Annotated in this window: 19 protein-coding genes; 12 read left to right on the top strand and 7 right to left on the bottom strand. The window is 38.3% G+C overall.

Annotated elements, in window-relative coordinates:
• Positions 1 to 191 precede the first annotated feature (191 nt).
• From ICN21_RS07610 to ICN21_RS07590, 5 genes are all read left to right on the top strand, one after another.
• Positions 192 to 1,466, top strand: a complete 1,275-nt coding sequence (locus ICN21_RS07610) for an EAL and HDOD domain-containing protein (protein ID WP_216177976.1) — start codon at positions 192 to 194, stop codon at positions 1,464 to 1,466.
• A gap of 100 nt (positions 1,467 to 1,566) precedes the next feature.
• Positions 1,567 to 2,208, top strand: a complete 642-nt coding sequence (locus ICN21_RS07605) for a response regulator (protein ID WP_370624076.1) — start codon at positions 1,567 to 1,569, stop codon at positions 2,206 to 2,208.
• A gap of 165 nt (positions 2,209 to 2,373) precedes the next feature.
• Positions 2,374 to 2,673: a flagellar protein FliT gene (locus ICN21_RS07600; protein ID WP_216177974.1), complete on the top strand. Its 300-nt coding sequence runs from the start codon at positions 2,374 to 2,376 to the stop codon at positions 2,671 to 2,673.
• 23 nt (positions 2,674 to 2,696) lie between these two features.
• Positions 2,697 to 3,596, top strand: coding sequence for a flagellar hook-length control protein FliK (locus ICN21_RS07595; protein WP_216177973.1), 900 nt, complete (start codon positions 2,697 to 2,699; stop codon positions 3,594 to 3,596).
• Positions 3,589 to 3,852: an EscU/YscU/HrcU family type III secretion system export apparatus switch protein gene (locus tag ICN21_RS07590; protein ID WP_216177972.1), complete on the top strand. Its 264-nt coding sequence runs from the start codon at positions 3,589 to 3,591 to the stop codon at positions 3,850 to 3,852. The genes ICN21_RS07595 and ICN21_RS07590 overlap by 8 nt, the downstream gene beginning before the upstream one ends.
• Positions 3,853 to 3,862: 10 nt before the next feature.
• Here the strand turns inward: ICN21_RS07590 and ICN21_RS07585 are convergent, their stop codons facing one another.
• Entirely contained in the window at positions 3,863 to 4,984 is a 1,122-nt protein-coding gene (locus tag ICN21_RS07585) for a DegT/DnrJ/EryC1/StrS aminotransferase family protein (protein ID WP_216177971.1), read from the bottom strand.
• 2 nt (positions 4,985 to 4,986) lie between these two features.
• A complete protein-coding gene (locus tag ICN21_RS07580) occupies positions 4,987 to 6,588 on the bottom strand; it encodes a tetratricopeptide repeat protein (protein ID WP_216177970.1) in 1,602 nt (533 codons plus the stop codon).
• Between the two features lie 354 nt (positions 6,589 to 6,942).
• Here ICN21_RS07580 and ICN21_RS07575 point away from each other — a divergent pair, with 354 nt between their 5' ends.
• The 5 genes from ICN21_RS07575 to ICN21_RS07555 are packed head-to-tail and all read left to right on the top strand — an operon-like array spanning position 6,943 to position 10,749.
• Positions 6,943 to 7,167, top strand: a complete 225-nt coding sequence (locus ICN21_RS07575) for an acyl carrier protein (protein ID WP_216177969.1) — start codon at positions 6,943 to 6,945, stop codon at positions 7,165 to 7,167.
• Positions 7,168 to 7,171: 4 nt separating this feature from the next.
• Positions 7,172 to 8,209, top strand: a complete 1,038-nt coding sequence (locus tag ICN21_RS07570) for a ketoacyl-ACP synthase III (protein WP_216177968.1) — start codon at positions 7,172 to 7,174, stop codon at positions 8,207 to 8,209.
• The gene (locus ICN21_RS07565; protein ID WP_255534248.1) at positions 8,199 to 8,993 is read left to right on the top strand and encodes an SDR family NAD(P)-dependent oxidoreductase; all 795 of its coding nucleotides are present in this window, start codon (positions 8,199 to 8,201) and stop codon (positions 8,991 to 8,993) included. The genes ICN21_RS07570 and ICN21_RS07565 overlap by 11 nt, the downstream gene beginning before the upstream one ends.
• 2 nt (positions 8,994 to 8,995) lie before the next feature.
• Positions 8,996 to 9,640, top strand: coding sequence for an acetyltransferase (locus tag ICN21_RS07560; protein ID WP_370624075.1), 645 nt, complete (start codon positions 8,996 to 8,998; stop codon positions 9,638 to 9,640).
• 11 nt (positions 9,641 to 9,651) lie between these two features.
• Positions 9,652 to 10,749 carry an aromatic ring-hydroxylating dioxygenase subunit alpha gene (locus tag ICN21_RS07555; protein ID WP_216177967.1) on the top strand — a complete coding sequence of 366 codons (1,098 nt, stop codon included), beginning with the start codon at positions 9,652 to 9,654 and terminating at the stop codon, positions 10,747 to 10,749.
• On the opposite strand, the gene ICN21_RS07550 is transcribed toward ICN21_RS07555, so the two are convergent.
• The 5 genes from ICN21_RS07550 to ICN21_RS07530 all read right to left on the bottom strand — a co-directional run bounded on the left by ICN21_RS07550 (position 10,738) and on the right by ICN21_RS07530 (position 15,128).
• A complete protein-coding gene (locus tag ICN21_RS07550) occupies positions 10,738 to 11,439 on the bottom strand; it encodes a hypothetical protein (RefSeq protein ID WP_216177966.1) in 702 nt (233 codons plus the stop codon). The genes ICN21_RS07555 and ICN21_RS07550 overlap by 12 nt on opposite strands.
• Before the next feature lie 114 nt (positions 11,440 to 11,553).
• Complete coding sequence (locus tag ICN21_RS07545) at positions 11,554 to 12,564, bottom strand: 3-oxoacyl-[acyl-carrier-protein] synthase III C-terminal domain-containing protein (RefSeq protein WP_216177965.1); 1,011 nt, start codon at positions 12,562 to 12,564, stop codon at positions 11,554 to 11,556.
• Positions 12,565 to 12,613: 49 nt separating this feature from the next.
• Entirely contained in the window at positions 12,614 to 12,844 is a 231-nt protein-coding gene (locus ICN21_RS07540; protein WP_216177964.1) for a hypothetical protein, read from the bottom strand.
• Positions 12,844 to 14,370 carry an amino acid adenylation domain-containing protein gene (locus ICN21_RS07535; RefSeq protein WP_216177963.1) on the bottom strand — a complete coding sequence of 509 codons (1,527 nt, stop codon included), beginning with the start codon at positions 14,368 to 14,370 and terminating at the stop codon, positions 12,844 to 12,846. Before ICN21_RS07535 ends, ICN21_RS07540 begins: the two co-directional genes overlap by 1 nt.
• A 167-nt stretch (positions 14,371 to 14,537) precedes the next feature.
• A complete protein-coding gene (locus tag ICN21_RS07530) occupies positions 14,538 to 15,128 on the bottom strand; it encodes a hypothetical protein (RefSeq protein WP_216177962.1) in 591 nt (196 codons plus the stop codon).
• A gap of 261 nt (positions 15,129 to 15,389) precedes the next feature.
• On the opposite strand from ICN21_RS07530, the gene ICN21_RS07525 reads away from it, so the two are divergent.
• Positions 15,390 to 16,661: an FkbM family methyltransferase gene (locus ICN21_RS07525; RefSeq protein WP_216177961.1), complete on the top strand. Its 1,272-nt coding sequence runs from the start codon at positions 15,390 to 15,392 to the stop codon at positions 16,659 to 16,661.
• Between the two features lie 142 nt (positions 16,662 to 16,803).
• Positions 16,804 to 17,979 carry an FkbM family methyltransferase gene (locus ICN21_RS07520; RefSeq protein WP_216177960.1) on the top strand — a complete coding sequence of 392 codons (1,176 nt, stop codon included), beginning with the start codon at positions 16,804 to 16,806 and terminating at the stop codon, positions 17,977 to 17,979.
• Positions 17,980 to 18,002 lie beyond the last annotated feature (23 nt).

The raw sequence follows: 18,002 nt of genomic DNA, 5'->3' as shown, positions 1-18,002 counted from the left end.
TGAGCCTTTTAGTGCTTAATTTTTTGGGTTTCACCTTTCCATTTTTGGCTGATTTTTGGAAATAAGGCAAAAAACCCCCTTTATTCTTCAAATTAAACCCCTGTCTGGCGAAGTAAATTAAAGGCTTATTGAACAGGATGGCCAAACTCTGCCTTTTAAAAGTTTAGGACTTCCCTTGCAAAAGGGCTCACATGATTGCGACAACCGAATCTAGTATTGATTTAAGCGCTTCCGAAATTTTTCTTGGACGCAATCCAGTATTTGATGGCTCTGGGAAATTGGCGGCTTATGAAATGCTCTTCAAATCCCGCGAGAGTTTGGGTGATGATAGCGTAGATGATTTAGCTGCCAGCACCCAAGTTATTGTCAATTCGATGAGTCATTTTGGTCTTGAGGGGGTCCTTGGTTCATCAGATGGGTTTATTCATGTCACTGAAAAGCTCTTAATGAGCAATACTTTGGAGTTGCTACCTCCAAAAAGAATTACTCTAGAAATTTTGCAAGGGCTTTCCCTAAATGATGATCTGATTGATCGTATCAAGACCTTAAAAAATATGGGCTTTCGGATTGCTCTCGAATGTACCTCTCTAGATCCACAATATGAGTCTATTCTTCCTTTGGTGGATTTTATTAAAGTCGACTTAGCGACTACTTCCTTAGAAAATTCTTTTGATGTTTTTTCTCATGTAAAACAATTTACAAGCGCTACTTTTTGGGCTACTAATTTAAAAACAGCTGATGATCTAGCGCTTTGTAAAGCTAAGGGTTTTCGTTTGTTTAGCGGTACCTATTTTTCCCAACCGCTAGTAATGCGAAGCAAAAAACCTAAAGCCCTGCAAATTAGTTTGATGAGAATCGTTGGCCTCTTATTTAAGGATGCTGGGATCACCACCTTAGAGCCTATTTTTAAATTAAACCCAGATCTCACATTGGGACTATTTCGCTTAGTTAACTCAGTTGGTGTAGCCGGGCATTTACAAATTAGCTCAGTAAGACAGGCATTAGTTACCTTAGGCCAGAAGCAGCTTTTGCAATGGATGCTCTTGTTGATATATACCGAGGCTGGCAATGCTGCAGCTTCAGAATTGCAACGCCGTGTAGTGAATCGTGCCCGCTTGATAGAGTTGCTATCCCAACATGAGGATATTACTCAGCCGGGATTAAGTGACGAGGCTTTTGTTGTTGGTTTGCTCTCATTGGCCCATTTGGTCACAGGTCAAACCCTTGCAGAAGTGATCAAACAGATTCATTTAGCGGAGCATTTGGAAAATGCACTCTTGCATCATGAAGGCATATTGGGGCAATTGCTTGTTTTGACAGATGCTATTGAGGCTGTTGATTTTATGCGCATGGAAGCTTCAAGAAGTCATTTAGGTATTTCTGCGCAAGCTTTAACTGAACTACAACTTCAGGCAATCCAATGGACTAATGAGCTCGATAGTCAAATTGGTATGGCTAAGCACTAAGAAACTACCTAAAAAAATATCAAAAGTGTCACGCAGACTCACTTTTTTGAGTAATATCTAGGCTGACCTCAAAAGTAAAGTATTGCCTCGCATGACATTAATGAAGCCCCTTCAAATTGCTATTGCAGATGATCACTCCATTGTCCGCGAGGGGCTTGTACAAGTGCTCAATACCCATCCTGGTATTACAGTAGTGGGGGAGGCCTCTTCAGGCAAAGAGGCGATTAAGATAGCTGGTGATTTAGAGCTTGACTGCCTGGTACTGGACATTGATTTGCAGGATCGCAATGGCATTGAGGTAATTAAGGCAATTAGAAGAAATAATCAAAAGTTGCCTATTTTGGTTTTATCAATGCACCCCCCTTCTCAATATGCTGCACGAATTCTATCTGCTGGAGCTTTAGGCTATATAACAAAAAACGAGCCCACTCAAGAGCTGGTCTTGGCTATTCGTCGTGTTGCTAGTGGTGCTAAATATATTAGTCCAATCGTTGCCGAGATTTTGGCAGAACGATTTGGCGATGACCAAACTGGCGTTGATCCACATCAATGCCTTTCTGATCGTGAACACCAATTCATGATGATGGTTGCTACCGGGTTAACCGTAAATGCCATTGCTGATAAGTTGAGTCTTTCCCCTAAAACCGTCAGCATGTACCGTACTCGCACGCTTAAAAAAATGGGCATGAAAACAAATGCTGAATTAGTTCATTACGCGATTAAGAACAATTTATTGGCTTAATTCAGATCTTTCAAGCGCTAAAAAAGGATAATTAGCCCAGTTAAACCAGTTTTAGGGGTCTTATATCAGTATTGTTTGGGCCTTAAGTTTTGTATTATCTCAATGTAGATCCATAGGATGCCTAATTAATTGCAGCAATCGCTTTTTTCACAAATCAAAATTTAAATGTCCAATAGCGATATGCTCTCCCTTTATGAAGCAGTGACTGAAATTAGTCAACAGATGCTAGAGGCTGCGCGCCAAAAGGACTGGGATGGTTATGGTAAGTTAGAGATCCTCTGTCAGGGTTATATTCATCAAATTCCGGTGCATGGCGAGCAAAGCCCTCTAACACCTGAAGCTCTCGAGAGAAAAATTGCTTGTCTTAAAACGATCCTATCAAACGATAAAGAAATTATGGATCTAATGCAGCCTTGGATGCTGCGCTTATCAGACATTATGAGTGGCCATAATTTAAAAAAATAATGCCCATATCACTTTAGGTATTTATGCCGATCAACCCTATTAACAATCTCTCGTCGATAGGATCAACACAGGCTCCAACAGGCACCCAAAGTATTTTGACTGTCGGGGCTGAGTATGCCGGCAGGATTTTATCGTTTGATACTCATGGTGTAGCAGAAGTGCAAATCGGCGATCAGGTTTTTGGTATGAAGCTACCAAGCAATCATGCGGTGGGCGATGTCTTGCATTTTCGTTTTTTGGGTAGCCAACCTAACCCAACATTTTTACTACTCAATGAAGGCTCTCTTCAAGGTTTATATAACAATGTGGTCTTGAGTGGCGCTGGTATGTTAATTGCCAAGTACCTAGATGAGGCAAAAATGCAAGATGGACTTTCGCAGATAGAAAGCTTGACACCTCCATTGCTGCAGAGTCCGCAAAATCCTTCATTGACAGCTGCTCAGCTACAAAATGCAATTGTGATGAGTGGGCTTTTTTATGAGTCTCATCTGGCTAATTTCACCAAAGGAAAGTGGCCACTAAGCTCGCTGATGAGGGAGCCACAGAATCGTCCGAATTTTAATGCCTCTCAAGTTGTCAATAAGCAGTTAGATGCTCTAGAAAATCAAGCAGTACGTTGGGCCGGCACAATTTGGCCTGGTCAAGAAATGGTTTGGCAATTGGGTTATGACACGGAAGAGCCAACTAAGGAAAATACTGGCGAAGCTATCAACACGATTATTAGTGAGATCCAATTAGATCTACTAAGGCTCGGGAAGGTTCGAATTAGTCTCAGGCTAACTAATCATGTTCTTGGGGTTTCCATGAAGGCTGAGAAACCCCAGACAGAAGACCTGCTAAAAGAGCGAGTACCCGCACTGAAATCGACTTTCATAGATCGAGGCCAGGAATTAGACGCGATCGAGGTAGTACCTCATGGATAAGGCCAAGATCTTACAACAAGCAGTAGCACTAACGTATGAGCATGGTGAATTTGCACCTAAAGTATTGGCTAGCGGTAAGGGTTTGGTTGCCGAACAAATCATTGCTCGTGCTAAGGAGAGCAATGTTTTTATTCATGAATCCAAAGATTTGGTTGCTTTGTTAATGCAGGTTGATTTAGATGAAAATATTCCACCCGCGTTATATCAGGCTGTTGCTGAGATTCTTGCTTGGCTCTATCAGCTAGAGCATCAATAAAAGCCTATCTCTATTTATGAACAGTGCCACTAATGGCTCTTTTTAGGCACTCAATAATTCTATCCTGATCTTGTTTAGTCATGCCTAGAAAAAAGGGTAGACCAAGCACTGTTTTTTCAAGCTCAAGAGCATGAGGCATTTCTACTGGGGCCTCGATTCCTGCCAGATCTGGGTGATTTTGGATGAGAGGCTGGTACCAGCGCCGTGTTTCAATCAGATCAGCCTCAAATTCTTTTTCTGCACGCGCTCTTTGTGTTTGGTTTTTAAACCGCACATTAAAGATTGATGGAGCAAATACACCCGTATTTGTCTGAAAGCTCAGCACATCACCAAAGCTTTCATGAATACGCTTTCGGTAATCGTCAAACAGATCTCTTCTTTTTTGGGCGATTATATTAAAGCTATTAAGGCTGGCATGACCGACGGCAGCATGATATTCAGAAAGCTTGGCATTAGTTCCCTGAGTGCTAGCTTTAGTGCCAATTCCAAAGTTACTCATCTTTTTCAACTTTTTAGCTAAATCAGCATGCTCGGTCATGATTAAGCCGCCTTCACCAGTGCTAAAGGATTTAGTCGCATGCAGGCTAAAGATGGCAGAGATATTTTTGCTGATACTTTGTCCTCCAAAGGCACCCGCAGCGTCGATGATCACTGGAATGCCTGTCACTTTTTGCCATGAAGACCAGGCACCAATGTCTACGGGCATCCCAAATGTCGTTACTGGAATGACGGCCCCAATTTTTTTCAAATTGATTGCAGGATCAAGGGAGTTTGTGGTTAGCAACCAAGAATGAGGGTCTACGTCAGCCACTACAGGAATATGCCCACAGCGCAGAATGGCAGAGGCAGTAGCAATAAAAGTGAGGGCGGGTAACAAAATACGAGACCCTGGCTTGAGATTGAGAGCAGAAATGAGTAATTCTAGGGCTAAAGTTCCGCTGCTAGTTGTAATGCTGTATGCAGCATTAGAAAATTTTGACTTCTGTTCGGCGTTAATTCGCTCGATTAGACTTTCATTGAGGGGGCCAAAGTTGGTGTAAATGGCTGCAGTATCTATTTTTTGTAGATAAGGCAATATCTCTGATGAGGAGGGAACGGTTGGCCTTAGTAAAGGGACTTTATTTTTGACCATCTTTATTCAATCAGCCCAATGTGGCCCTCTACAAGGAAATTCTTTTTTTGCTGCTCTAAGTATTCTAACCACATATTTCGATAAGCCTTCTCAAGTTCACTGACCCTACCCTGATGATCTGCGAGAGCACTTTTAAGGAGGGCTTCTCGGCATTTGGAGCGAAGGCTGTTAGGTTTTTCTGGATTTAGAATCCAGTCTGAGGCAATTGTTTGGTATTCTTCCTCGTTATCAGCTATACACTCTGACAGGCCTAACCCCTTAATAATATTGACTGTTGCAGATACGGTGCCGATATTGCTGTGATTATTAAGCGCTATGATAGGTAAGCCCATCCACATCGCATGCAGGGTAGTAGTGCCCCCAGAAGTTGGAAATGGGTCCACAGCAAAATCAGCAAAAGCACCTAGATTTAAGAAAAAATGAAGAGGTAGTTTTGGCATGATATGCACCCGCTCCAAGGGAATGCCAATCTCTTTAAGACGGGGCAAGACTGAGGCTTGAGCATTTTCTGCAACACTCTCAAGCGAAATAATCATTAATTTTGCAGTAGGGTGATCTTCCAGTATTTTGAGCCATAGTCTGAGACTTGGATCGCTTACTTTGCGAAAATGGTTCATGCACACAAATGTAACGAAACCATTTTTCTGATAAGGCGCAGGATGTATTGTCTCTGGAATCTCGGGGGGGGAGTAGACATTTATACCACCGTCTAGTCGGTAGATTTTTTCTGTATAGTGCGCTTCTGATCCATGTGGGCAGGCAGTCCAATCTGTTAGTCGATAATCAATGGCTTTCATGCCAAAGGTTTGCATAAAGCCAAACCAGGTGAGCTGTATGGGCGCTGGTTTCATCGCAAAAACATCCAATCGATGTCCAGCAGTTGGGCCAGAAAGATCTACCAGAATATCAATTTCGAGTGATTGGATGAGATTGAAGAGATCCTGGCGTTTCATGTACTCTACAGAGTGCCAGTGAGAAACTAAGGATTTCATGCCTTGAGTTATTTCATCCTCCCCCATTGTCATGAAAGCATGCACCTCAAATTGAGATTTATCATGTAGCTTGAGATAAGGAGCAATGAAAAATTGCACTGAGTGATTCTTAAAGTCCCCTGAGACGTAGCCAATCTTCAATACGCGGTCAGCTTCTAAATTATTTTTATGCTTGATAGGTTCTTTTGGAGTCAGGGGATCCATAAAACGCTGTGCCCAAGACTCAAATAAAGCTTTAATTTCTAGAGGATCTTTCGAGAGGGCAGCTTGTTGCACCACTAAGCCTAAAAAATTAGGCTCATCGTTAGGATCAAGTTCAACTGAGATTTTGGAATGCTTAATAGCCTTATCAAGCTCGCCAGCATTCATATAAAGCTGTGCAAGATAGCCATGGTATTTTGGATTCTTAGGGTCTTTTAAAAGCAGTTCTTGTAAAATCATAAAAGCTTCTAAATTTCGCCGTTTTTGTTCAAGGCAATATAGAAGCACCGTAACAGCATTGGTATCGACTTTTTGTGCTGAAGACTTAACTAGTGGGTAGACCTTCTCAATAGCCTGATCGATCTGTTTTGCCTTCACCAGCTCTAGTGCTTTTAAGAGATCTTTATTCATATTTTTTTGATTGTTAGGTAGAGTAAATCAAGTCAGCCTAGTTATCTGAGTTGTTAGCGTTCAGTTGCAACTAAGGCTAGCTTCCAACGTCAGTTATTTTGCTATATTCTTCATTTTTTTGATCACAAACTCTCCTGAAATCTTTTCCTAGCAAAATAACTACATTTGTGGAGGTAGTTAAATTTTAGGTAAATAAGGGTTGAGCCATTTCTTGGATTTGAGTGGCAATAAGGGCCTTATTTGGTCATTAAGCTTAGCTTGAGATGTTATATTCTAGGGGGGGAGTATGACATTAAGATCCCTTATTTTGGGAGTGATCAGTCTTTAATGCCTTAAAAATTGGAGTTTAGCCAAATGAGTCAAGAAGCAATTTTTTTAGAACACTTTATTAATGCCGTAGATTTTCAGGATCCTGTGCCAATTACCCTGGAGGCGGAGTTGAAAAGCCTGCCTGAATGGGATTCATTAGCCGCCCTTGGAGTTATAGTTATGTTTGATATGGAGTACTCCAAGGTAATTACTGGCGATGATTTAAGTAAATGTTTAAAAATCATAGATATCTTTAATTACACTAAGTAAACCCATGGCAATTTTTGCACTGCAAAATGTGCGCATATCTGGGATCGCATCAGTCGTCCCAAAAAGAGTGATTTCTAATATAGAAGATTGTCATCCTGCTTTGCAACCAGAGCGAGAGAGGTTGGTAAGAAATATTGGCATTCTTAATCGAAGAATCATGAGAGATTGGGAATGTTTCTCTGATTACGCGTTAGTTGCTGCTGAGGCAATGATCAAGCAGCTAGGCTGGGCAAAGGAAGATGTTGACGCATTAATTGTCGTCACCCAATCCCCTGATTATTTATTGCCTTCTACGGCCATCATTCTTCAAGACCGCTTAGGTCTCTCTAGCAAGACAATTGCTTTTGATATAAATCTCGGATGCTCAGGTTTTCCTTTTGGTATTCATGTTATTGGCAGCATGATTGCATCTGGTAGCATAAGAAAGGCCTTGCTAGTAATAGGCGACAAATCAGCCAGCATGAAGAGTCCTTTGTTTTCGGATGCTGCTTCAGTCACAGCCCTAGAGTTTGATCAAAGAGCTAAACCTATGTATTTTGATCTTAATTCAGATGGCTCGGGTTTTAAAGCTATTTATAAGCCTGTAGGCGGCCATCGCGAACCATATGCCACTCAGCATTCAATTCCTGTTGCAAATAATAATGGCCTGCTAACCTGGCCAGATGAAGTTATTTTAGATGGTCCCGAAATTATGAATTTTTCAATTTCGACCGTTCCAAAAGTTGTGATGGGTTTGTTGGAGTTTGCTAATGTTAAAAAAGAAGAGATTGATTATTTTATTTTCCATCAGGCTAATAAAATGATCAATGAAACCATACGTAAAAAATTAGATATACCAATAGAAAAAGTGCCATCTACACTTTTAAATTTTGGTAATACCAGTAGCGCCTCATTACCTCTTACTATTACAGTAGAAATGGCTAAAGAGCTCAATAATCAATCTAAGAAGGTTTTAGGGTGTGGTTTTGGCGTAGGTTTATCTTGGGGAACTTTTATTGCTGATATTGATAATGCAATATGCCCCCCTTTGATTGAGTTTTGATAAATCTAGTCAATATTATTTATTAATGAACAATCCTTTTACACTTGATGGAAAAAGAGTTCTTGTTACAGGAGCATCCTCCGGCCTTGGTTTCGCGATAGCCATAAGTGCTGCAAAAATGGGGGCTGAAATTATCGGGGTTGGCAGAAATGCTGAAAGACTTGATAAAGTACTTAAAGAACTCAATACAATTTCAAATAAAAATCATAAAACTGTTTTGGTGGACCTGTTATCACCTGATGCTATGGATTTAATTATTTTAGAGATGGCATTACCAGTTGATGGCGTTGTTCATTCTGCCGGAATTTCTAGTTTAGTCCCAATTCGGCAGGCGAATCTCAAGCACATTCGAGAGGTTAATAGTATTAATATAGAGGCGCCAATTTTGCTCATGCAAAAATTACTCTCTAAGAACTTAGTTAATTTTGGTGGCTCAGTTTTATTTATATCCTCGATTGCAGCGCATATTGGTGTTGCTGGAGTGGGAGTTTATTCTGGAAGCAAGGCATACCTTATCGCAGCAATGAGATGTTTAGCTCTTGAGGTTGTTAAGCGAAAAATCAGAGTGAATGCCCTGTCCCCAGCTATTGTAGATACTCCGCTGCTTTCTGCTACGCTTGCTGTTAAAGGCGCAGATTCAATGAGTGATCTTGAGTCTAGCTATCCTTTAGGATTTGGTACGCCTGAAGATATCTCTAATGCCTGTATTTATTTCTTATCTGATGCAAGCCGGTGGGTTACTGGAACAACCTTGGTTATGGATGGCGGTCTTTCTATTAGCTGAATGTGAAAACTTTAAAAAGAAATTGTCTGATCGTTGGTGCGCGGGGTTTCGGTAGGGAGATGCTCACATACATTGAAGACGATAATCCTATTTTTGAGATTAAAGGCTTTTTGGATGACGACCCTTCGATATTGAATAGTTACAAAGGGCGCCCTAGAGTTATCGCAAGCCCTTTTGATTATGTCCCATTGGAGGGGGAAATTTTTATTGCGGCAATCGGGAATCCGAGAGCGCGATTGGAATATACAAAGAAATTACGGGAAGAATATCACGTTGATTTCGGAACTATTGTTCATCCACGCGCTAAGGTTTCTAAGTACGCCAATCTTAGGGACGGCTCAATCATAGGCCCTAATGTTGGCATTTCAGTTGACGTATCGATCGGTGATTTTACGCATATCCAGGAATATACTGTAATCGGTCATGATGCGAAGATTGGTGAATGGTGTCAAATTAATAGTCATTGCACAATATCCGGGGGGGCAACTATTGGAAATTTTGTAACCATCCATCCGAATTGTGTAATTACTTCAAATGCAGTTATTGGTGATGGGGTGATCGTAGCCCCAGGTAGTGTTGTGATTGGTAAAATACCACCAAATATTACAGTGCTTGGAAACCCTGCAAGACGATTTAATTATAAATAATGAGTAAAGTAATGCAAGCCTTTATTAAACCAGAACAATATACTTCACAAAATTTTTTTGATGAAGAAAATGTGAAAATTTTCGAAAATCTTTGGATATTTGCTTGTATGAGGAGTGATATTGATCATGATTCTCACTACGGCATTCGAATAGGTTCATCAGATCTCGTAATTCAGCTAAATGAAGGTGGTCAACCAAGGGCGTTTTTTAATAGTTGTTCGCATCGTGGAAGTTTATTGTGCGAAGAGGGTAAGCACGGCGGGAGGGTGCGATGTCCTTATCATGGCTGGGTTTATGATAAGAGCGGGGTTCCTGTTGGAATCCCAAATAAAGAATGCTTCCCAGAGGTAGTCAATAGTCCATCTACTTTTAAGTTAAAGGAAGTAAGTTGCTCAGCAGTCGGAAAATTTATTTTTATTAGTTTGGCGCAAAGTCCATCTCCTTTGAGAGAATTTTTAGGTGAAGAGTATGAATTTCTAGAAAGTATTTCACCGGCATTAAGTAATATAACTTTAGATTTTATTGCACCTGTTCGAGCAAATTGGAAGGCTGTTATTGAGAATTCTCTTGAAGGATACCATGTGCCTATGGTGCATCAAAAAACATTCTTAGCTGCAGATGGTATGAGTAAATCAACGAGTGATATTACCAATAATTTCAATAGTAATTTTCATTCATCCATGAATAATCAGGCGAATGATGCTTGGCTGAAAAGTTTTGAGAATAAATTTTCCAAAAAAATAGGTCAGTGGCCTTACAGAATAGATTGTTATACTCACCACCACATTTTCCCCAATCTCACCATAACTTCTTTCTTGGGCTATAGTTTCCATCTGCAAAACTTTAAACCTCAAAATCATGACTTAACGACTGTGCACTCGAGAACCTTTGGTACAAATTTTCAAAACCAAAGCGATGTAGGGAGAAAGCTTTTAGAAAAAATTTATGTAGATTCAAATCAATTCACATTAAAAGTGTTTGAAGAAGATACATATATCTGCGAAAAAGTTCAAAAAGGCCTGAAGAATTCTAGGCGTAATCTAGTTCTTGGTATTGAAATTGAGGACAGAGTGCGTCATTTTCAAAAGGCTTATGCTTCATTTATTTGATTTCAGATGGTCAATAGATGATTTTAATTTTGGAAAAAATGAACCATAAGTTCCTAAATTACACGCTTTAGACAAATTGACAGAGTTTGAGCTTTTGATTAATTGGGGAAGATCTTTGTAGGTGTATGAGGTCTCCGAGATATCAACTCTTTGTAAATGGTACGAATCTGCTAGTATATCGAGCAAATTTTCTTTGAAAATTTTGCGGCATGCACGGATTGATGTATTAAGCACCGAAAAAAAATTATCCTGATTCGAGAGATCAAAAGTAATTTGTGCTAGAACTGGACCAGAATCAACTTTTTGTCTGGGTAATATTTTATGTAACGTAACACCATAATGTTTTTCGTTGCGACATAGGGCTGCAAAGATACAGACCTCACTAATGCCGCGATAGTGTTGAACAAGTCCATTGTGAATATTAAAAAAATCTATTTCAGAATCAATTAAAGAATCATCTAAAATGAACTTATTATTAATGGAAAATGCAATTTTCGATTTCAATGTTTTCAACAAAGGCACTAGGTCAATATTTGGATGCTGAGTCTCCAGAATCGAAATTTTTAAATTTCTTAATTTTGGTATCGCAGAGTCCTTCATTGGGCAGCAAACTAGTTCAATGGTTAACCCAACCTCTAGGGCATAAGAAATCGCATCTGCAAGTAAGGCGCCGCTGCCTATGAAAATCATTATGTAACCTAGATAATTTTATGAGGCTATGAATATGCCATAGTTGATGATTAAATTTTTAATAACTATTACCAAATTTTATATTTAAATTAAAAACTGAAATTTATGTAGTATCTATAGCTCATGAATGCCTGCACTAGAGTTTGTATCAATAGTCAAATCAACTATACCCCAGGCTAATCCAACTCCAAATCCGGCTAAAAGACATTTCATCTTAACTTTTTCTTGCTCTGAGGCGATCAACATTGGAATTGTTGCGGACGAAGAGTTGCCATATTCGCGAATAACTCTATCTGGCATTTGGGTGATATTTAGATCAAACTTTTGACGTAGTTTATCCAAGATGAAAATATTAGCCTGGTGAAAGTAAAAGCGAGAATAATTTTTAGGAGTTCTTTCCAATTTTTTCAAGTTATCTAAAATAAATTCTGGAACTACTGATTGAGTGAATGCAAATACATCTCCACCATGCATGTGTAATTGTTCCAGGGTACGTTTATTACCATCTACTTGAACCTGTAATTTTCTACTCTCATCTGAAGACGGATTACGTAACCCCCCAGCGGGAATAATTAATTTCTCATGGTCTGATCCGCGAATCATTAGATTTACTAAAATTTTTTCAGTGCAAGCTGTTTTTTTTAATATCGATATTGTTACAGCATCCCCTATTAGTGGGTAAGAGTTTCTGTCATATTTTGAAACTTTAGGACTCAATATATCTCCAGCAATAATCATCGCACATTGCGCCGATGAGCTTTGCAAAAACATGCAGGCTTCATTAATGGCTTTAATATAGCCCGCGCAACCATCATTAATATCAATACAGTAAGTTGATTCGTTAAGCTTTAATCGCCCATGAATCACGCAGCTTGTAGGTGGAATCTGATAATCAGGTGTTTGCGTAACTAAAAATACGCCTTCTATTTTTTCTGCTGAAACCAGACCTTGTTTTTCAAGGTGTTGAAATAGGAAAACGGTATAATCAGATATGGTGCGATTTTGATTTTCGATTCGACGTTGATCAAACCCCATTACCTTTTTAAGTTTTAAATTATTTGAATGGCTATGGTTATAGCTGTAGTTGTCAATTTCGTCATCAAAGTAGCCAATATTTTTTGGCACTACACCCGCAACCAATGTTATCTCGATGCCGCTATAGTTAAACTGCACCCTAAGAATCCTTAAAAAAAACAGAAATCATAGTTGGCAAATTGATAAAATTTTCTGCGCGTATTTTTTCACCAGGGATTTTTAAAGAAAACTTATTTTCTAGCTGAGAAACCAACATCACAATGTCCAGTGAGTCTAAAAGACCCTCTTTTATCCAGTTGCTCGATTGAGCATAGTTAAATTCTGGATGAAGATCCATTAGTATTTTGAGTATTTCATCAGAATTAATCATTAAATTTTATTTTTGATAATGTGATTAAGGGTATTGCGGTCCACCTTTCCATTTGCATTGAGAGGTAAATTGGAAATAACTTGAATAGATTTTGGGATCATATAGGTAGGAAGTCTAGAGCTTAAATACTTACGAATTGACAGCATTTCTATTTTTTCATTGGTTTTTAGCACTATTGCACATGCAATTATTTTATCCTGGGGCAGGTAGACTACTCCGGCGGATGCAATTTGAGGGTGTTGAGTGACAACGGCTTCAATTTCGCCCAATTCAATACGATACCCCATATGCTTGATTTGACTATCTTTCCTACCTATGAAGGTTATCAAACCATCTGCATCCCTTTTTACTAGATCACCTGTTCGGTATATCAAGTCACGATACATATTGTGACTTGGGTTTTGCGTAAAAAGCTGATTGGTTTTATCAGGGTCATTCCAGTATCCAAGGGCTAGAGAAGATCCAGAAACGCATAATTCTCCGATTTGATCTGGTTCGCATATCTCATCATCCTCGGAAAGCACGTAAATCTTGGTATTTTTACATGCGTAGCCAATAGGTAATGAAGTGCCTCTATATGGGCCATTCATTATGTAAGCAGTGCAGTCAACGGTGATTTCTGTTGGGCCATATAAATTAGCGAATAAGCAGTTGGGATAGCACTTAATCCATTTGTTTATTTGTTTAACAGGGGCAGTCTCTCCTGCAAATAGGATATTACGAAGGGAGTCTACTTTTATTGAATCAAGCAGATCTGAGTTTGCTAAATGAGTAAGTACAGAAGGAACCCAAAAAATAGTAGTGACATTTCGAGCTTTCATTTCCTCTAAAACCTCAACTGGAAAAGAGTAAATGTGATCAGATGGAATAAATAAGGATGATCCGGTTGCCCATGTGAGATAAAGATCAAGTGTAGAGTTGTCGAAATACAATGGGGCTTGGCTCATTGTGATATCCGATGATGAAACAGGAAAAGTTTCCAGTGCCCATTCGATATAGTCAATAACGCTACGATTGCTTATTGTTACCCCCTTAGGCGCCCCTGTAGACCCAGAGGTAAACATGATGTAAAGGGGGTCTATGTCAACAGTAGAAGGCCTGAAATTCAGGGGTGGTATGAATGAATTTTCAGGCTTTAGGTCAATATTAACAACGTGAAAGTTACTTTTTAAAAAATAAAATTTATCAGAAATATCGTTTGAAGTAATGATTGTATGGTTACCAATTATATTTAGTATGGTTTCAATGCGAGCTGGCGGCGAATTGATATCAACTGGAACATAAATATGCCCAACTAATTGCGTTGCAATGATGCTTGCAATTGCATCAAAGCATTTCGGAAGAGCAATAACAATGGGATGAAGGGGTTGCAGATGAAGACTTAGAAGCAAGGCAGCAATTTCTTGAGCACGTTTATGTAACTCTATATAAGTATATGATCGATCGTGTTCATGAATTACATACTCCTGTGGAAATTTGGCTACTGATTTTAAGAAAAAATCTATGGCATGAATTTGATAGGCCATGTTTCAGTCGAGATCAGTGAGTAGTTTAAATTTGAAAAGATGAAATATTTATTGCTTTGCTAATTCAAAATCAAGCAAGCAAAAATAATTAAATAAAATGTTTTTAGATAGCATAAAAAATATGAGCCCCTGTGCACCCATTTGTTATAGGCTACCTTCAGTAACAATCAGTAAATAATTTTACTGATTTGATTAAGGGCGGATTCAATTTCAAAATGATCACCGTTATAATTTTTTGAATTTTTCAAAGGTTTGTAAACAAAGAACAAATCACAATCCGGAATAAAAGTGGTTCGCTGTATGAAGTCTTGATCTTTACGAAAATTTTTGATAATAGTATCATTGGCATTATGAAGTATTTTTTTACATCCGTCCGAAGATAATCCAATTATTTTTGACAATATAACATCAACGAATTTATTTTCATTTATTAGGGTTGCCGAATACATGGGGCAAATTTCAAACGAATAAGAGTAGCAATTTTTTGGCAGTTTTGCTGCTATTAAAGTACCCAGGGAGTGCGAAATAACTATATCTAATACACCAATAGACTCACCATGAATTATTTTAGTAATTTCATGCACGTATTCATCAATATCAATCAAGCCGGAATAATCAACTTCTATTAAAATCAATTTGAATTCGCTAAAAAAATTAAGATATGGAATCCAGTAGCCAGAAGTTGTAAATAAGCCATGAATTAGTAAGGCAGTTTTTTTTCTGGTCTTGTAGAGAGTTTTATATTTGACCGCATTCATTTTTTTCTTTCAATAGCTTAGAATCTAGATAAAAAAATTCAATTCTAATAACTGTGCCTTCAAGAGTTTTGATGCTTTAATGATATGATTCATTGTCTCAGATGAGGCTTTTTCACCAACGCTAGTTATAAGATTAGATTGCTTCCGAAACGCGAGAGGCGAATTATCATCTTAGACGGTTGATGACTCTGAGCTTTATTTCGTATTTTTAAGAGTTTTTTAAGTTTTTTATTCAACATAAATTTAACGAGGGTCTTTTAGATGCTTGAGCTTAACTTTTTTAAATCACCTGAGATGTTAAAAAAAGAGATTACCAGCATAGCTTATAAAATTAGTTCAGACAGTAGCGCTATATTTCCGAATTGGTTTAATGACACCGATGGCGTTGTCTTTGAGAAACATCAATTGATTGTATGTGGCTCAGTTTCGCGGGAGGAAATCAGGGCGCTGGCAAGAACGGGAAATATCGTTGCAATAGTAGATGATGAGTTATCTAAGAAACTGGAGTGGATCTTTGGGATCAAGCTAATTACTACGAGTGAGTGGATTGATCTGGTATCTAAAAGACGTGAAATTATTAGTCTGATCCTTGTCTCTACCTTAAATTCTACGAGACACTTTATCAGACAATGTGTTCAGCATGATTTTAAATTTTTAACGCCAATTCAAATACTATTGGCTTTTCAAAAGTATGAAATTAAAACTTCTTCCTATGGGGTTCTATCACATTTCGGCGTCAATTTTTTTGAGTATGCCCTTAAAAATGTAGATGCACTAATTTCGCAGTGTGATATTTTCGTAGATGAGTATTCAAAAATTAGTTACTTAAATATGATTTTGTATAAGTTAACCCTTAACCCAATTTATCTTGAAACTATAGCTGTTGGGAGGGGAGCTTTACGGCTGGACTATAACAATTATTGCTTTGATAAATCCTATCTTAATTTTTCGGATGATGAAGTATATGTTGATTGTGGAGCGTTTACAGGAGATACGTTACAAGCTTTTTTAGTTGCTGTGAAGGGTGAATTTAGGCATATTTACACTTTTGAGCCTGATCTTAAAAATAATCTTGAAATAGAAAAGCGCATCGCTACATTGCAACAGTATTATTTAAAGCCTCTGAAAGGGGCTATATCAATAATTAAAAAAGGCGTTTGGTCTGACGAGCGAACTTTAGAATTTTTAACGTCGGCAGATCACGATTTAGGGGCCCATATCAGTCAGTCAGGTTTTCACGTAAACCAAGAATTCTCAAAAAGTGAGGTTCCGGTTACATCGATTGATTTAGCGACAAATCAGGATGCAACATTTATTAAATATGAGGTTGAGGGAAGCGAGCTCGAAGCCTTGATGGGATCAATCAAGACTTTAGAACGAAAAAAGCCGAAGCTGATGATAGCCGTGTACCATAAACCCGAGGATATTCTGACCCTACCTAAGTATATTAATGGCTTGGATTTGGGGTACAAAATTGGGTTTAGGCAACATGATATATTTAAACCTGATGCAACAAATATTTATTGCTATTAATTAAATTATTACAATTTTTAAGTCATCGATAAATACTGTTTGGAGCAGTAAACAGTCTTAATAATAATGAAGTGTTAGCAAAATTTGAGGTGCTAATCCTGATGAAGCTAGAATGTTTTCTTGATATATAAAGGGTAGAGAAATGAGTTTTTTGCAAAAAGAAATTAGTGCACTAGTAACAACTTGTAATGAAGGTTTTCGACCCTTAGAAAGCTATGAGAGTATTTTTTTTCTTGGAGATCATTCTGCTAGTTTTTCACTTAGAGCGAGAGCTGTATCAGATAAGCTCAGTAACTTTAAAGGTGTTATTGTGGCCAGTCTTAACACTAAAAAAAGAATAAGAATCTCTGATGCTCTGAAAAATGATTCACTATGGAGCTTTACACTATTGCACGATTTTATTAATATTGAAAATAAAAAAAATGTATTGGTAGTAGACTTTAATGATTCATTAGCAGGGCTTCAATTCACCAAATCCCTATCTTCTTTAGGGTTTGATACTGTGGATTATTTGAGATGTATGAATGATCTTTCCTTGGGGCATACCTATTTGGCTGTTGATAAGGAGAGGGAGGAGGTTATTAACAACTTAGGCTCATACTTACATCTTGTCGAGGAACTAATTGATCCGCTGTCCAAGGCAACAATTATTGCAAGATTAAAGACATATATTTCCTTAAATAGAAGCTATTTGCTCGAGGTTAGCCAGCATTTTGGAATGTTTAGTGGCTATGATAGAGCGCACTCCTATATGTTAATTAACGATAAGGAGCATTATATTGATGTAGGCGCAGCACATGGAGATACGGTGGCAGAGTTCTATAACGCATCAAATGGCTTGTATCAATCAATACATGCATTTGAGCCTGATCCTGTTAATTTTATTGCTCTCAAAAACCTATGTCAGGTATTGCCAAATGCATCTTGTTATTTGGCCGGCCTATCAAATGTACCCGGTAAAATAGATTGTTTTTTAAACCCAGAAAACCGGTTTGGCACTAGGTTCGACTCTTTCGGCGAGCAATTGGAGTCTATTAAAATTGATACCATGAGAATGGATGATGTAGTTGAAAATGCTACTATAGTAAAAATTGACGTCGAGGGATATGAAACAAATGTAATTGAAGGCGCTAAATCAATAATCAGTAAACAACATCCCGCCCTTAATGTGGCGGGGTATCACTTTCCTAAAGATTTGTTTGAAATTATTAATTCAGTCAAAAATTTACACCAATATAAAAGTGTAGCTATTAGACATTTTGGCAGCACGTTATTTGATACAAATATCCTATTTTCTGACACACAGACTTTTAACTAGATAAAAGCTAAAAATCCGCCTTT

Source organism: Polynucleobacter sp. AP-Feld-500C-C5, assembly GCF_018882265.1.
Lineage (GTDB): Bacteria > Pseudomonadota > Gammaproteobacteria > Burkholderiales > Burkholderiaceae > Polynucleobacter.
The sequence above is the reverse complement of the archived record's forward strand: the minus strand, read 5'-3'. Positions and strand labels throughout refer to the sequence as shown.

What these genes read in the sequence shown, in the direction of transcription:
- ICN21_RS07580 (WP_216177970.1), bottom strand. Translation starts at nt 6,588, where the DNA reads ATGAATAAAGATCTCTTAAAAGCACTAGAGCTGGTGAAGGCAAAACAG.
- ICN21_RS07555 (WP_216177967.1), top strand. Translation starts at nt 9,652, where the DNA reads ATGCAAGCCTTTATTAAACCAGAACAATATACTTCACAAAATTTTTTT.
- ICN21_RS07550 (WP_216177966.1), bottom strand. Translation starts at nt 11,439, where the DNA reads ATGATTTTCATAGGCAGCGGCGCCTTACTTGCAGATGCGATTTCTTAT.
- ICN21_RS07540 (WP_216177964.1), bottom strand. Translation starts at nt 12,844, where the DNA reads ATGATTAATTCTGATGAAATACTCAAAATACTAATGGATCTTCATCCA.
- ICN21_RS07575 (WP_216177969.1), top strand. Translation starts at nt 6,943, where the DNA reads ATGAGTCAAGAAGCAATTTTTTTAGAACACTTTATTAATGCCGTAGAT.
- ICN21_RS07570 (WP_216177968.1), top strand. Translation starts at nt 7,172, where the DNA reads ATGGCAATTTTTGCACTGCAAAATGTGCGCATATCTGGGATCGCATCA.
- ICN21_RS07595 (WP_216177973.1), top strand. Translation starts at nt 2,697, where the DNA reads ATGCCGATCAACCCTATTAACAATCTCTCGTCGATAGGATCAACACAG.
- ICN21_RS07530 (WP_216177962.1), bottom strand. Translation starts at nt 15,128, where the DNA reads ATGAATGCGGTCAAATATAAAACTCTCTACAAGACCAGAAAAAAAACT.
- ICN21_RS07610 (WP_216177976.1), top strand. Translation starts at nt 192, where the DNA reads ATGATTGCGACAACCGAATCTAGTATTGATTTAAGCGCTTCCGAAATT.
- ICN21_RS07600 (WP_216177974.1), top strand. Translation starts at nt 2,374, where the DNA reads ATGTCCAATAGCGATATGCTCTCCCTTTATGAAGCAGTGACTGAAATT.
- ICN21_RS07535 (WP_216177963.1), bottom strand. Translation starts at nt 14,370, where the DNA reads ATGGCCTATCAAATTCATGCCATAGATTTTTTCTTAAAATCAGTAGCC.
- ICN21_RS07520 (WP_216177960.1), top strand. Translation starts at nt 16,804, where the DNA reads ATGAGTTTTTTGCAAAAAGAAATTAGTGCACTAGTAACAACTTGTAAT.
- ICN21_RS07525 (WP_216177961.1), top strand. Translation starts at nt 15,390, where the DNA reads ATGCTTGAGCTTAACTTTTTTAAATCACCTGAGATGTTAAAAAAAGAG.
- ICN21_RS07585 (WP_216177971.1), bottom strand. Translation starts at nt 4,984, where the DNA reads ATGGTCAAAAATAAAGTCCCTTTACTAAGGCCAACCGTTCCCTCCTCA.
- ICN21_RS07605 (WP_370624076.1), top strand. Translation starts at nt 1,567, where the DNA reads ATGAAGCCCCTTCAAATTGCTATTGCAGATGATCACTCCATTGTCCGC.
- ICN21_RS07590 (WP_216177972.1), top strand. Translation starts at nt 3,589, where the DNA reads ATGGATAAGGCCAAGATCTTACAACAAGCAGTAGCACTAACGTATGAG.